Annotated in this window: 16 protein-coding genes; all 16 read left to right on the top strand. The window is 34.3% G+C overall.

From position 1 onward, the window contains the following. The first annotated feature begins 187 nt into the window (after positions 1–187). The 16 genes from phaZ to ACYFX0_RS00905 all read left to right on the top strand — a co-directional run bounded on the left by phaZ (position 188) and on the right by ACYFX0_RS00905 (position 14,201). Positions 188–1,090, top strand: coding sequence for an intracellular short-chain-length polyhydroxyalkanoate depolymerase (gene phaZ / locus ACYFX0_RS00980; RefSeq protein ID WP_000594886.1), 903 nt, complete (start codon positions 188–190; stop codon positions 1,088–1,090). 61 nt (positions 1,091–1,151) lie between these two features. Then, positions 1,152–1,379 carry a hypothetical protein gene (locus ACYFX0_RS00975; protein WP_000549498.1) on the top strand — a complete coding sequence of 76 codons (228 nt, stop codon included), beginning with the start codon at positions 1,152–1,154 and terminating at the stop codon, positions 1,377–1,379. 119 nt (positions 1,380–1,498) lie between these two features. Continuing rightward, positions 1,499–2,695, top strand: a complete 1,197-nt coding sequence (locus ACYFX0_RS00970; RefSeq protein WP_106082289.1) for an MFS transporter — start codon at positions 1,499–1,501, stop codon at positions 2,693–2,695. After that, entirely contained in the window at positions 2,679–2,879 is a 201-nt protein-coding gene (locus ACYFX0_RS00965) for an NETI motif-containing protein (protein ID WP_000166303.1), read from the top strand. The genes ACYFX0_RS00970 and ACYFX0_RS00965 overlap by 17 nt, the downstream gene beginning before the upstream one ends. A gap of 601 nt (positions 2,880–3,480) precedes the next feature. After that, entirely contained in the window at positions 3,481–4,716 is a 1,236-nt protein-coding gene (locus ACYFX0_RS00960) for a CapA family protein (protein ID WP_000887606.1), read from the top strand. A 48-nt stretch (positions 4,717–4,764) separates the two neighbouring features. After that, complete coding sequence (locus ACYFX0_RS00955; RefSeq protein WP_106082288.1) at positions 4,765–5,496, top strand: M15 family metallopeptidase; 732 nt, start codon at positions 4,765–4,767, stop codon at positions 5,494–5,496. A gap of 601 nt (positions 5,497–6,097) precedes the next feature. Continuing rightward, entirely contained in the window at positions 6,098–6,520 is a 423-nt protein-coding gene (locus ACYFX0_RS00950) for a hypothetical protein (RefSeq protein ID WP_106082287.1), read from the top strand. 26 nt (positions 6,521–6,546) lie between these two features. Then, positions 6,547–6,852, top strand: a complete 306-nt coding sequence (locus ACYFX0_RS00945; protein WP_000014538.1) for a WXG100 family type VII secretion target — start codon at positions 6,547–6,549, stop codon at positions 6,850–6,852. Between the two features lie 22 nt (positions 6,853–6,874). Beyond that, a complete protein-coding gene (locus tag ACYFX0_RS00940; RefSeq protein ID WP_000514120.1) occupies positions 6,875–7,594 on the top strand; it encodes a DUF5081 family protein in 720 nt (239 codons plus the stop codon). Further along, entirely contained in the window at positions 7,594–7,920 is a 327-nt protein-coding gene (locus tag ACYFX0_RS00935) for a hypothetical protein (protein WP_001198201.1), read from the top strand. The genes ACYFX0_RS00940 and ACYFX0_RS00935 overlap by 1 nt, the downstream gene beginning before the upstream one ends. A gap of 33 nt (positions 7,921–7,953) precedes the next feature. Then, positions 7,954–9,723 (top strand): hypothetical protein, encoded by a 1,770-nt coding sequence (locus ACYFX0_RS00930; RefSeq protein WP_223266676.1) that lies wholly within the window; start codon positions 7,954–7,956, stop codon positions 9,721–9,723. A gap of 37 nt (positions 9,724–9,760) precedes the next feature. After that, positions 9,761–10,165 (top strand): immunity 22 family protein, encoded by a 405-nt coding sequence (locus ACYFX0_RS00925; RefSeq protein WP_070180328.1) that lies wholly within the window; start codon positions 9,761–9,763, stop codon positions 10,163–10,165. Between the two features lie 709 nt (positions 10,166–10,874). Continuing rightward, positions 10,875–11,660, top strand: a complete 786-nt coding sequence (locus ACYFX0_RS00920) for a recombinase family protein (protein WP_106082286.1) — start codon at positions 10,875–10,877, stop codon at positions 11,658–11,660. 154 nt (positions 11,661–11,814) lie between these two features. Further along, positions 11,815–13,050, top strand: a complete 1,236-nt coding sequence (locus ACYFX0_RS00915; protein WP_460269679.1) for an IS110 family RNA-guided transposase — start codon at positions 11,815–11,817, stop codon at positions 13,048–13,050. Positions 13,051–13,176: 126 nt separating this feature from the next. Then, positions 13,177–13,713 carry an HNH endonuclease gene (locus ACYFX0_RS00910; protein ID WP_223266675.1) on the top strand — a complete coding sequence of 179 codons (537 nt, stop codon included), beginning with the start codon at positions 13,177–13,179 and terminating at the stop codon, positions 13,711–13,713. Further along, entirely contained in the window at positions 13,710–14,201 is a 492-nt protein-coding gene (locus tag ACYFX0_RS00905) for an SMI1/KNR4 family protein (RefSeq protein WP_002110829.1), read from the top strand. The genes ACYFX0_RS00910 and ACYFX0_RS00905 overlap by 4 nt, the downstream gene beginning before the upstream one ends. Positions 14,202–14,510: the final 309 nt, after the last annotated feature.

Raw genomic sequence — 14,510 nt, 5'->3', positions numbered from 1 at the left:
ATTTTGATCCTTTCAAATTAGTTACCTAGCTAACTATATACTTTTTTATAATAATTGTCTAGTAATAGACATGTTGATTTATGTAAAAAATTCTTATAGGTTTTATGTTGCGAACGTATATTCTACGTGCTATTCTTTAATTAAGTAAAGAATTTTCTTTCTATTAAATAGAATGGGGGAACTTGTGATGATTAAGCCTGCAACAATGGAGTTTGTTTCACTATCGAACGGAGAAACGATTGCATATCAGGAAGTTGGAAGGCGAAATACAGATATTCTTGTACTCATTCACGGGAACATGACATCGTCACAACATTGGGATTTAGTCATTGAAAAGTTGCAAGATCAATACCATATTTACGCTCTTGATTTAAGAGGGTTTGGACAATCAACGTATAATCGATCGATAGATTCATTACAGGACTTTGCAGAGGATGTAAAATTATTTATCGACGAGTTAAAGCTAGAGAAATTCTCATTAATGGGCTGGTCAATGGGCGGTGGCGTTGCGATGCAATTTACAGCGAATCACCCAAATTTTGTAGAAAAGTTAATTTTAGTAGAATCAGTAGGAATGAAAGGATACCCAATCTTTAAAAAAGATACGAATGGGCAGCCGATTGTATCAAGTTTAGTAAAGACGAAAGAAGAAATTGCGCAAGATCCAGTACAAATCGCTCCAGTATTAGATGCGATAAAAAATATGAACAAACTATATTACCGTACAGTATGGAATCTATTAATATATACGCATAACCAACCTGAACCGGACCGTTATGAAAAGTATTTAGATGATATGTTAACGCAACGTAATTTCGTAGATGTGAATTATGCGCTCATTACATTTAATATTTCAGATGAACATAATGGGGTTATAGAGGGAAGTAAGCAAATTCATCGTATTAAAGCGCCAACACTCGTCATACAAGGTGATAGAGATTATGTCGTACCGCAAGTAGTCGGTGAGGAATTAGCGAAACATTTGCCAAATGCAGAGTTGAATGTATTAGAAGATTGCGGACACTCACCGTTTATTGATTGTTTAGATGTATTTATAAAACATGTAGAGAATTGGTTAGAACAGAAATAATCCCCGAAATGAGAAGTGTTGCATATACTATAACATTTGTATGTATAAGGGGAGATTATCAATGCATAAACCATCCTTAATCGCTTATTCGCCATATAATCATCATATCTATACAAAAATAATGATAGATCCGATGTATATGCAAGTTTCACCAGCTGTAGTTCCTTTACAATTGCAGCAGCCACTAACAGCTCATATGCAACATTACTTATATGGACCATCATTTTATGAAAATCCATATTTTAAACATTTTCATTACAATGTGAAAGCACAAGTTTGGGAAGGATAAGATAACAAGCTAAAAGGTTCATTCTTTTAGCTTGTTTTTTATTGCGAATATTCGTACACGCATTTGCAGAAACAGTTTATAATGAAAAGTGGAAAGCGTGAGAAGGAGAGGGACAGAGGATGTCGATGCGTTTTACTTTTTGGATTATGGTTGGGATTGTAGCAATCTCGGGTTTATCACAAGGAATGCTCTTACCTGCCATTGCAATGATTTTTGAACAAGAAGGGATTAGTTCAAGTATTAATGGTATTCATGCGACGGCATTGTACATTGGGATATTAGTTATTTCGCCGTTTCTTGAAAAACCGATGCAAAGGTTTGGAATGAAGCCGATTATTGTTATAGGTGGGTTTCTCGTTATTATTTCATTATTCTTTTTTACACAAACATTTTCGTTTTGGGTATGGTTTATCCTTAGATTTCTAGTTGGAGTCGGAGATCATATGCTTCATGTCGGAACACAAACGTGGATCACGACAACATCAGACCCAAGTAAAATAGGGAGACAAGTATCGATATACGGTGTATTCTTCGGAATTGGTTTTGCTGTTGGTCCATATTTAGCAAGCACTGTGCAGTACGGTCTTGCGACACCATTTATTATATCTACTATACTTTGTCTACTAGGTTGGCTTTTACTACTTCCAACAAAAAATGCATTCCCAGCGCAAGATGAAAGAGAAGTGAAGAGTGAATCATCATTTTCTCGTTATAAACAAGTTGTTGGATTAGGATGGATTGCACTGCTAGGTCCACTTGCATATGGCGTACTTGAAGCAATGTTAAACAGTAACTTACCAGTATACGCACTTCGTAAAGGGTGGTCTGTTTCAGATGTATCCTTCTTATTACCAGCATTTGCAGTTGGGGGTATTATTACACAAATTCCGCTCGGTATATTAAGTGACAAATACGGAAGGGACCGTATATTAACGTGGACGTTTAGCATAAGTACGGGCATTTTTCTACTTGCCGCCGTATTTGATCAATATTACTGGATCGTCTTTGCCTGCATGCTTTTAGCGGGTATGGTTATTGGATCGTGCTTCTCTTTAGGGCTTGGATTTATGACTGATTTATTACCGAGACACTTACTACCAGCAGGTAATATATTATCCGGAATCGCTTTTAGTTTAGGAAGTATTATGGGACCTGTATTAGGCGGCGTATTTATAGAAAAAATACAGTATACAAGCTTTTTTATTGCGGTTATGATTATAATGGGAATTCTCGCAATGTTATATATGGTCTACATGAAAAATCAATTCGCATCAAGAAAAATAGAAAGTAGGTTAGGGCATGACAAAACAACCTAATAAAAAGAAATTTGAAGTACTTGAAAATGAAACAATTACAGACTGCTTAGCACGTATGGAACAAGAAGGCTACGCTCCGTCTCGTCGTATGGAAGAGCCAATCTTTCATGAAGTAAAGAAAGACGGCAAAACAGTAGTTGAGCCGTGCGGTAGGAAGATTGTTTTTGAAGGGAAATTGAAGTAATCCAATAACAAATTCTCTTTATAGTATAGAGCCATCCAATAGTTGGATGGCTTGTTTTTTTATTAATCAATGAAGGAATTGAATAGAATGAATCTCTCGTTCATCTCTCCTAATTGGCTTCTTTATATGAGACAAAAGATTGCTACTTTTTTCGTATATTGGTAAAATAAGTTCTTGGGTCTTACTTATTGTTATCGGTATAATGTTTGTCGCTAGAATGAAAGAAAATAGTTACAAAAATTTTGCACTATGTAAAGGGGTACAGCAACGATCCCCTTTTTGGGAGGCACCTTAAACATAAAGCGAGAGAAGAGGCTATATGAACGAGATTCTCCTATCTTGTTTAAATATTAAACGAGTTACTGCAATTGGAACAGGTATATCAAACTAGTCGACATCCTGATGGGTCATCTTTTTCTAGTAATCTATCATTTCTGATGGAATCGATAGATTGCTAGAAAGCGGAAAACAATTATTAGTATATTCCGAAGCAGGTGTAACAGAGTGTCCTTCCATAATTAAGGGTAAAACCAAAATACGTTGTTGTAAAGAATGATTTGTTAGAACTGGTTATAAGGAATAAAACAGAAAAGAGGATCACATGTTAGATACTTTACAGAGAAGTAAAAAGTTTTTTTTAGTATGTCTTATTTTTTTAGTGCTTTTAACCGCTTGTGGTAATACAGATGTTAAGACATCTAAAGCTTCATTACCACCAGCTGAATCCAATATAGATACATCATTAAAAGCACCAAATTGGGTAGAGAAAAGTCCTATCCAACAGTCTCCTAATTTTACGGAAGATAAAAAAGTACAATCGGTTGTGAATTTAATAGCAACGGGTGATAATTTATATCATGACGCAGTAATTAAAGATGGCAAACAAAAAGACGGTTCATATGATTATAATTATATTTATGAAAATATCAAAAAAGCTGTTAAATCAAGTGATCTTGCTATAGTGAACCAGGAGACTCCGATTGCCGGAAATAATTTAAAAGTACAAGGATATCCGACTTTCAATACACCTGAAGAAGTAGGCCAATCTTTAGTGGACACTGGATTCAATATAGTGACGCAAGCGACAAATCACGCTATGGATATGGGTATTAAAGGTGTTGCGAATACAAGAGAATACTGGAAAAAATATCCGGATGTTATCCCAGTAGGCATTAATGAGAGTAAAAACGAGCGTAATGAAATAAAAACGATTACAAAAAATGGTATTCGTTTTGCGTTACTAAATTATACATATGGTACGAATGGAATTAAAATTCCAGCTGATAAGTCTTGGGCTTTAAATTTAATTGATAAAAAAGCGATACAAAATGATGTGGAAAAGGCAAAGAGTAGCTCTGATATGGTGATTGTTATGGTGCATTGGGGAGTAGAATATACCTCCACACCTTCAAAGCAACAAAAAGAAGTTGCTCAATATTTAACAGATTTAGGTGTAGATGTAGTAATTGGAAATCATCCACATGTAATTCAACCAATTGAGTGGAAACAAAATAAAGATGGACATGAAACGCTAATCTATTATTCTCTTGGAAATCTTATTTCTGCGCAAGAAAAATTAGAAACATTAGTTGGAGGATTATCTTATGTACAATTTGTTAAGTATGAAGATAAAACTTTTGGTATACGACAAGCGGCAATCGTACCGACAGTAACCGACTATGCTGATGGTAAGAAACAATTTAAAATTCAATTTTTAAAAGATTATTCGGATGAAAATTCTAAAAAACATGGAATTAAAAAATTTGTCGGCCCGGTTTCTTTGAAGGATTTCAAGGAGATTCCTAGAGACGTGTTGGGAAATTGGTATAAAGACTAATAAACAAAAAGGGAATGAGATACAATTAAAAAATTTATAATTTTAGCATTGGTATTAGCAATGGGATGGAGTCTTGCTGCTTGTAGTGGAAAGCAAACATCTCAGGAAACTACTAATAATAACGATAAAAATAAAAATGAAATACATGCGAAGAAAAAAGATGTTTTACCTATCTCTGATGTTAATGATTGGAGAATTATCCTTGTAAATAGAGAGCATATGTTATCAAAGGAACTAGGAATTGAATTAACAAGTATCACCCAAAATGCGAAGCCAAATATGAAAATAGATAGTAGAATTGCAACTTCCTATCAGGATATGGTAGCAGCTGCAAAAAAAGAGGGAATCAATCTTTATTTAAGATCAGGTTATCGAGCTATAAAATTACAACAAACTTATTATGATGCTTCAGTTAAAAGCTATAAATCTCAAGGTTTGTCGGATAAAGAGGCTAGTGCTAAGGCATTGGAATATCTTCAGTATCCTGGTGCAAGTGAACATCATACTGGATTAGCGTTAGACATTATTTCAGTTGAATGGCAGAATACTGTAGAAGATTTAAATGCAAAATTTGAAACTACCGATGCATTCAAATGGTTAGATAAGAATGCTGCAGAATATGGATTTACTCTCCGCTATCCAAAAGAGAAAGAGAATATTACTGGCATTAAGTATGAGCCATGGCACTATCGTTATGTAGGAAAAGAAGTTGCCGTTTATCTAAAAGAAAAAGGGTTAACTTTAGAAGAATATAACGAAAAAATTAAGTCTGGTAAGTAAAAATATGCTTTAATTTTATTGAACATTATGCACTGCTACAAGAAAAGGTGAATCTGAGGATGTGTTAACCTTCCACCTAGTATTGTAAAAACTGAGTATGATAATTTGAGCACGTACGAACCAGTTATCGTGTAAAAAGATGTATGTATTAAGAAATTAAAGTTAAGGATCTGATATTCATATCAGATCCTTTTTCTATCGTTCTTTTAAGAGCGACTGAGCCAAAATATTGGAATGAATATAGAAACAAAACAGCCCAAGGAATAGTAAAACGAGTCCGGGAGCCTACTCGTACGCTTCATTGGGATTATCCAGAAATAGTTGTTTATGAAATAAGAAAGAACTGGTCTTACTCTCAAGTAAGGATTTAATACGAATGAATTGGATAAAAGGTAATAATAAATACATAGTCATATTGATTAAAGTTTCACTTTATTGAAGAAAAATGCGAAAGCCATTCATAAAATATGGAAATGTTAAAATCCCTTTGATAAAATAGCAATATGTAAAAATAATTATTTGTTAATTCTTAATGTAATGAATATTCATGTTTAAATATACGAATTTAACTACATAGTTATTGTGCTAAAGGGGGAGAAAGATGTTAGATGAATTGTACAATGCTTTTTTAAATGCGTCTGGTTTTACAGAAAGTGCGAGGAAACGAGATCGGTATGATGATTTACATGATTATTTAAAAGATAAAGAAAGAGAGTTAAAGCAATTCATTCAAGATGCTGAATCAGCGAAGAGAGATTATGAGAGTAAAAGTAATGGTTTAGAAGCTAATAAAATTCCGGCAGTTGAATTTGAACAAAAACGTCATGAAAAGGATGAAGAATTACATACATTAGTATCCTATTTTAAAAGTGCATTAAGCGATGTTGGATCTGCAAAAAGTACAGCTTATGCAAAGTATTTGGAATATAAAGCGAAAGCAGAATCGGAGAAAGCGTCAGCATACGCCGCAGCGACCAAGGCTTTTGAAGAAAAGAAAAAGGAAATTGAAAAACTTATCCATTAAGTATACAAAGAATGGAGGGAACGAACATGAGTGGTAAAGAGGTTGAAATTATAGGAAGTAACACTGCAAGTGCCATTTCTTACGCACAAAACATTGAAAATGGTATGAAGGATTCTTTAAACCAAGCGAAAGACTTAAAAGCATATGTCACAGGTGCGAAATGGAATGGAAAAACGAGAGATGCATTTTTAAGTTATCTTGATTTGATCATTCAATATAATTCAGAAATGGTAGAGGCATTTGAAGGACATACGAAAGCATTGAAAGAGTTAGATAAAAGTATTCAAACGTACGGAGATAGATCGGAAGTAAGGGCGATAAAACAACTGTGATGGAGAAACGAGGGATAAAAGAATGGGGAAAGAAATGAGTTTTGCACCTGCTGAATTATATGTTCTCGCAGGTGCAGCTGGGGTTACCGATATATTTGGATTGCCAAACCGTGACGCAATTATTTTACTTGATGCAGAATGTGTCACGAAAGCAACTACGAGTTTAAAAGAAAAAGGCCTACTTACAAGTGAAAATGGAATTACCCCTGCAGCTTTTCAAATAATTGAACTATTAAAGGAATATGAAAATTGTCATGAATACACGAGAATGAATAATGTATTAATTGGCTTTTTAAAAGAGGATAAAGACCGAGTGGCTGTATTAACAGAAATAGAACCAAATAAAAAATACGAGATCGACTACATACCAAAGCCGGACGTATATTTTTCATTATTAACACGCATTCCTTTCTTATTGAGAGAACCGAGGGAAATAGAAGATACATTTTTCTCAAAGAGAATGACAGAGGCAGAACAGCAAACATTTGAGGAAAAAGATTTATCAAATAAAGACGTTATAGCGATAGAAACGTATACGAGACCTCGAAGTAATAGAGGAGGAAAATGGGAATGTTTCTTATATTTCACTGAAGGAGAAGATTTCGTTCAAATCGATGTAGATCGTAATCGATATGACTGGGTGAGCCTCTATGCGATTAATAAGAAATTGTATGACGTGTTAAAAATGCCATATAAAAAGTTAATTGACCCGAGACAATTCTCGTTAGGAGGTATTCAATAATGCAAGTATCAATGGGAGATAGTGGTTCTGGTGGTGGAGAAGAAGTATTAGTTAATTTTCAAGAACTACTTGATATAGTAATGAAGTTAGAAAATATATATAAAATCCATGTAGACGTCATTGGAACGAATATTGAGAGTTTATTAAGCTGTGATTTTTATCAAAAAGGTGAAGCGATGAGAGTAATTGAAAAATATCCTGATATATTACACAAAACACTAGAATTGGCTGAACACTATTCTAGGTCAGCGACAGTTGTAGGAAATGTATGTGTAGAAATGCTTGAAAAGGACGAACAATTACGTGAAATATTAAGTAAGTTGTAGAAATCACCATACGGCTGGGGGGATGAAAACGAGATGGATGTGAAATATAGACCTGAACCATGGCAAAACATGGGGGATGGTATGAATCGAATTACAAAAGATGCACTCATAAAATTACGGGAAGCAAATGAATCATTAAAAAGAATTGATGGAAGAATACGAGATTTAGACTCGGATGGTAGTATACATTTTAATCCTAAAGATCAATCGCAAAAAATCGGGGAATTACTTGATAGTTATACGACATTACAAAAATATTGCGGAGAAGCAGGGCGATTAGTCTCTGAACATATAGATAAACCTTTTTTAGTAGAAATGGATAAATTCGCTCAAAAAATGAGAGATACATCTATTCTCAGTTTTGAAACAAATAACCGAATTGGCTCTACAACAACGACAGCATTACCAGGTGCGCATGCAGGCTACGGAAGTGTACCACAAACAATACAGAAGAAGAAAGATAAAATAACAGTAGAAGATATTTTTAGAGATTCACCTGCATTTGATAACGTACTGAGAGGGGAATACAAAGAACTAAAAAAACAAAATCCAGATGCAAAATTAAATTATGAAGAATACAAGAAAGTAGTCCCATCCACACGAGGATTTGAATACAAATCGATAGAAGATGAACAGAAAAAACTAGAAATGGTGCGAGACATAGGAATAGGCGTAGGAATCATCATCACAACAATCCTTTGTCCACCACTCGGGGCCGCTGCCGCAGTAGTATACGGAGGTGTACAAATAAAAAGCGGTATCGACGGAGAAGACTGGGGAACACATAGGAAATTGAGCCAAGAAGAGCGGGTAGGAAACATCATTTTTGGCGGATTAGATGCAATCCCAGTTGTTGGAGCAGTAGGAAAAGGAGTAAAAGCATTCAAAGGCACGAGTGAATTAGCTGATTTAGCCAAATTATTAAAATTCAAAGAAGGAATGCCTGGTTTTAATCCAAATTTGGGTAAAAATGTGGTACAATCGCTTAAGGAAAATAAGACTTTAAAGAATACACTAGATGCTATGAAAAATACTCCTATTCCAGTAGCAGTTAGGACGGTGGATACTGGAATAGGAATGAAGCTTCCTTATATAGAATCTTCAACTGTTGGAGAAGTAGCCGGAAAGTTTTCAAAGGCAAGTACGGCAGCTAAGGATGACGCTTATCAACTTGCTAAGGGTAGTGGTGGTTCAGGAGTTAGTAAGGAAGGTAGTGTGGCTAAGGGTACGGAAAAAATAAAACCTAGACCATTAAAGCCGACTAAAGATAGAATTTCTTCTAGTAATAAGCAATCAAAGTTATATAAGGGACCAAAACGGTTAACTAACGCACAGCGTGCAAAGTTAATTAAAGATAATTTTGTTAAAGAAACCTCAAGAACAAGAACTTTTACGCCTCAAGATATGCCCGGCAATAAAGAATTTGCGAAGTGGTTTAATAATTTAACATTGGACGAATTTGAATTAGCATGGGCTGATCAGAAGCTAAGGAGTATTATTGAAAGTAGAATTCGTTATCCGGGAGGGCTACATGAATGGCATTTAGTATCACGAGCACCTACTTTTAAATTGTGGGGAGTAAAAGCGGAAGATATTGCAGAGATGAGAACAATTATAGAAGACGTTCATTTTGTTAATCCAATAGGTAAACATGGTGATATAGGTTCTACTACAGCACATAATGAGTTGTTAAAAATTATTGATAGTTCTCTAGATTATAGTACATTTAAAAGAAGATTAAAAAATTGGGCACATTATAGATTGAAAGGTGGAATAAATTCATTACCTGAAGGCTTAAGATAAGTGATGTTACTATAATTTATATATAGGGGGATTCATTATGGAAAATCCGGGCGTAATGTCTTTATGGGTAGGTAATTTTAGAACTAAGCAAAGTCTAAAAGAATATGTTGAAATTAAGTTTGATGAAGTTGGGGACAGAATTCAATCTAAATTCATGAGAGACTTTAATATTGATTTTATTGATTATAACCAAGATTTATTAGAGAGTACCTTGATAGAGGGCTCCACTACATCGTTGACTACCCTTTTAAGTGGTTCCTCTTACGAAGCGGAAATTTTATCGCAATTTGTGGAACATTATGGGGAAGAATTGCCAGAAACCTATGATTCTGTTATTAGATTATATGATTTTGAGTACGATGGAGATATAGATGAAGTTAAATTTAAAAGTGGAAATTTAATTTATATGGGGTCAGTTGTATATGAGGAATGGGATGAATAGTTTGTGATTTAGTGAAGGAAACTAATACGATTAGCTATAGTAACTGTCTAAGTATTTATTACTGGACTTATAGGTTATATACTAGAATGATAAAGCATGTGGTACTAAAATTGTATACACAGTCAGGTAAGGCATGAGAACGAAAAAGAATAGGCTGTTAAAAAGTAAAGACCTCATGATGGTTGTACCATCATAGAGTATTATGTGCAATGATAGAATAGAAAACGAAGTACGATCTTAGGCGAGATGACATTTTACGGGGAGACGAATATAAATACATGGATTGTATATTAAATTAACGAACTCGTACAAACTCGTAAGTTTTAACGTAGTAGTTGTTATGACGTATAAAAGGTGTCATACTGTTACTACAAAACTTACAAATTTATGCTACTTAAAAATACATGAACTTAAAGCACTTGATTGTCAATTAAAGGCAACAAGTGCTTTTTTGCGTTTTAGCGTAGAAATTTAAAAGAGCACTATAATTTTATAAGTGCATTAAGTGTTAAATTTTTATTGTTGTTTTATAGATTGTAATGGCTATGTATAGCGTACGACGATAGTAGAGGAAAAAATAAAGGGTTGTATTATTTTTTGAAATCATCGTAAAGTACGTTTTAACGGATGGACGTTATGCACACGTTATCCGCAAAAAACGGGTAAACGTTACAGGGACTTTAATTGCTGTAACGGGAGGGAGTTTGATATGGGGGAGAAAGTTGTTGGTTATGTACGAGTTTCAACAGAAGGACAAGTGCGTGAAGGGTATAGCCTAACGTATCAAGTAGAAGAAATTGAACCGTACTGTAACGAAAATGAACTACAACTGCTTCACATATACGAAGATAAAGGAATTAGCGGAGCAACAGTAGATGAAGATGGATTAACAGTTGAACGTGAAGGTCTACAAGAGCTATTGTCGGATATGGCATATCATCAAGTGGGCAGAGTTATTGTACTCAATACATCTCGCTTATGGCGCTCAGACATGGCAAAAGTGTTAATACAACGAGAGCTAAAGAAACATGGGGTAGGTGTAAAAGCAATTGAACAACCAAATTATAGTATATACACACATGACCCAAATGATTTTTTAGTGAATGGAATGTTAGAACTATTAGACCAATACCAACGTCTCGAGATTGCATTAAAGCTGAGTAGAGGTAGAAAGAAAAAAGCGGAACAAGGGGGATATGCAGGTGGCGGTGTGATGTTTGGTTACACGGCAAAGAAAGGTCAAAAAGTACTAGAAGTAGATGCGGAAAAAGCAATGATTGTACGTAGGCTATTTGAGTTACGACACTTTTTTAGGCATTGGTCACTCGCTCAATTAGCGGAACGACTTAATGTAGAGGGCTATCGTACAGAGAAAGGAAAGCTGTTTACGAAAGTACAAGTGAAACGTATGTTAGACCGAGAGAACTTTTATCGAGGGGTGTATACATACGGGCAAATACAAACAAATGGACAACATGCAGCAATTATTTCATAAACTCACTTAAAAAATTAGCTTATTTTACTATACATACTACTAGAGTGATGAAAAATGGATAGGCTTGCGTACCTATGCGCATCGGATGATGAACGCTCGAACTAAGGGTGCCGACATTTTTATATGACTAAATCATTGAATAGAGGGATGAGTTATGCATAATAGGCAGAACTATTTGTATGTAGGAGTAGATTTACATAAGCAGCATCATACGGCTGTTATTATTAATTGTTGGCAAGAGAAACTAGGAGAAATACAATTTGATAATAAACCATCTGCATTTTCGAAGTTCTTATTAGAAGTAGAGACATATGTGTGTGATGGGATAACTGTTGTATTTGGTTTAGAAGATGTTGGTGGTTATGGAAGAGCATTAGCGAAATATTTAGTAGACCATGAACGAGTTGTGAAAGAAGTAAATCCAGCTTTATCATTTTTAGAACGCAAAAGTGAGGTAATGATTAAAAAGAACGATAGCTGGGATGGGGAATGTGTAGCACGCATATTGGTAAACAAATTTAATCAATTACCAGATGCAAAGCCAAACGATTTATTTTGGTCGATACAACAATTGGTTTCAAGAAGGAATGCATTAGTAAAAGCACAAAGTGCGTTAAAGAACCAACTACATATTCAATTAAACCATCATTATCCAAGCTATAAAAAGTTTTTCTCAGAAGTAGATGGGAAAACAGCACTAGCATTTTGGCAGCAATATCCGTCACCCTCTTGTTTAGAGGGGGCGAATATAAAGCAATTAACAGCTTTTTTATTAGATGTTAGCAACAATACATGTTCAGTAAAGAAAGCAAGCGACATATTAAAACTTGTAAAAGAAGATGGACAAACAATGAAAGAGTATCAAGAAACACGAGACTTTTTAGTAAGAAGTATTGTACGGGATATTGAGTTTAAAAAGAAGGAAATGAAATACATCGAAAGAGAATTAAAACGGTTAGTAAATCTACTAGATTATCAATTAGATACAATGCCAGGAATAGAACTTGTGACGGCATCAGCATTAATAGCTGAGATAGGAGATATAAGACGATTTCTAAATGCCAATAAATTAGCAAGATTTGCGGGGATTGCGCCTGTTTACTTTGGTTCTGGTGGGAAAGGTAAGACACATAAAAGCAAACAAGGAAACAGGGCGCTACACGCTTTATTTTATAATTTAGCAGTACAGCAAGTGCAAGTAGCGAAAGGAAGTAAGACGCCACGGAATCCAGTGTTTCATGCATACTATCAAAAGAAACTAAAAGAAGGAAAAACAAAAGGACAAGCGTTGGTATGTATTATGAGAAGGCTTGTAAATATTATATATGGCATGATGAAACATAAAACGGCATATGCATTGCCGGTAGTACAAGAGAAGGAAGTAGTTTAATAAGGTTTTATATGGTTTGTTTTTTTATTGTGAGAGTTTAAGATTACAACATAGGGTACGGGTAACGCTGTTCATAGATCTGAAATTGACAAAGTAATTAAAAATAATTACGATAAAGACGGAAATTTGATTAATAGATCAATTGTGCCTAAGGGATATGATAATGTTGAAGATTTCTTAAAACAAGTAGATGATACTACTATCAAAGAATTTGGGTATGATAGTGTTGAAGAGTTTAAATCAGTAGTAGGATATGTTGATGACTTTTTAAACGCTTCACCTAAAAATAATATAATTAATAAAGGATTGGCAGGAGGAACACATGTGCAGGGTGTAGACTATGATGTGTTAGGTTTTCCTATTTTTAAAGGAGATAACTTAAAATTTACGTTAAAATTAAAGGAAGAATATTATGTTATGAAAGATACAGATCAGTTTAAAGAGTGTACAAGGATATTAAAAAAGGCAATTGAAGAAGGTAAAGTATCAAGGGAACTTTTTACTCCACAACAGCTTAATCAGATTGAAAAGGGGAGAGCAAGAATAAAGGGGCTTACTTGGCACCATCATCAGGTTCCTGGAAAGATGCAATTAGTATTAACAGATATTCATGGGGTTAACCATCTTGGTGGAAATAAATTATGGGGAGAGGGTATTAGATGAGAAAAGATTTAGAGTGGGAATATGCTGATGCAGAAGTATCAGAAACTAAGATTAAAGAAATTGGATTACAATTAGGCTTCCAGTTACCTCAAGATTATATTGATTGTGTAAAAATAAATGGAGGTGCGAGTGTATTACCAGAAGAATTTAATGTAGGCAATGTAGAGCGTTGCTTTGGTAGTTTATTTAGTTTTGATGAGGAAAGTAGTGAGTACATTATTAAAAAGTATGAAATATATAAACCTACGCTTCCGCAAAAGATTTTCCCTATTGCAATTGATCCAGCTGGAAATTTAATATGTTTAGATTATAAAAATAATACAGAAAACCCAATTGTAGTTTTTTGGGAGCATGAGAATGCTGGCGAAAAAGAAATGTTAATGCGTCAAGAAGGTTTAACAGAAGCACAAGTAGAAGAACTGGCAAGAGAAAATGTATTTTATATTGCAGATACATTTACTGATTTTTTAAGTAAATTACACGATTAAAAAATATAATGATGAATGAAAAATAAAGTTTATGTGAAATGGATAGAAAAAATAATAGGGTGTTTGAAAATATATACTCCATGATGGTTGTACCATCATAGAGTAATATGTGCAATGATAGAATAGAAAACGAAGTACGAGTTTAGGCGAGATGATATTTTACATGGCGATGAATATAAACACATGGAATGTATATTAAACTAACGAACTCGTACAAACTCGTAAGTTTTAACGTAGTAGTTGTCACAATATATAAAAGGTGTCAAACTGCACTACAAAAATTACAAAATTATCCATAATTAAAAACAT

The sequence above is a fragment of the Bacillus sp. NEAU-Y102 genome, from assembly GCF_054788175.1.
Note: the sequence above shows the minus strand (reverse complement) of the source record. Positions and strands in the feature narration are given on the sequence as shown.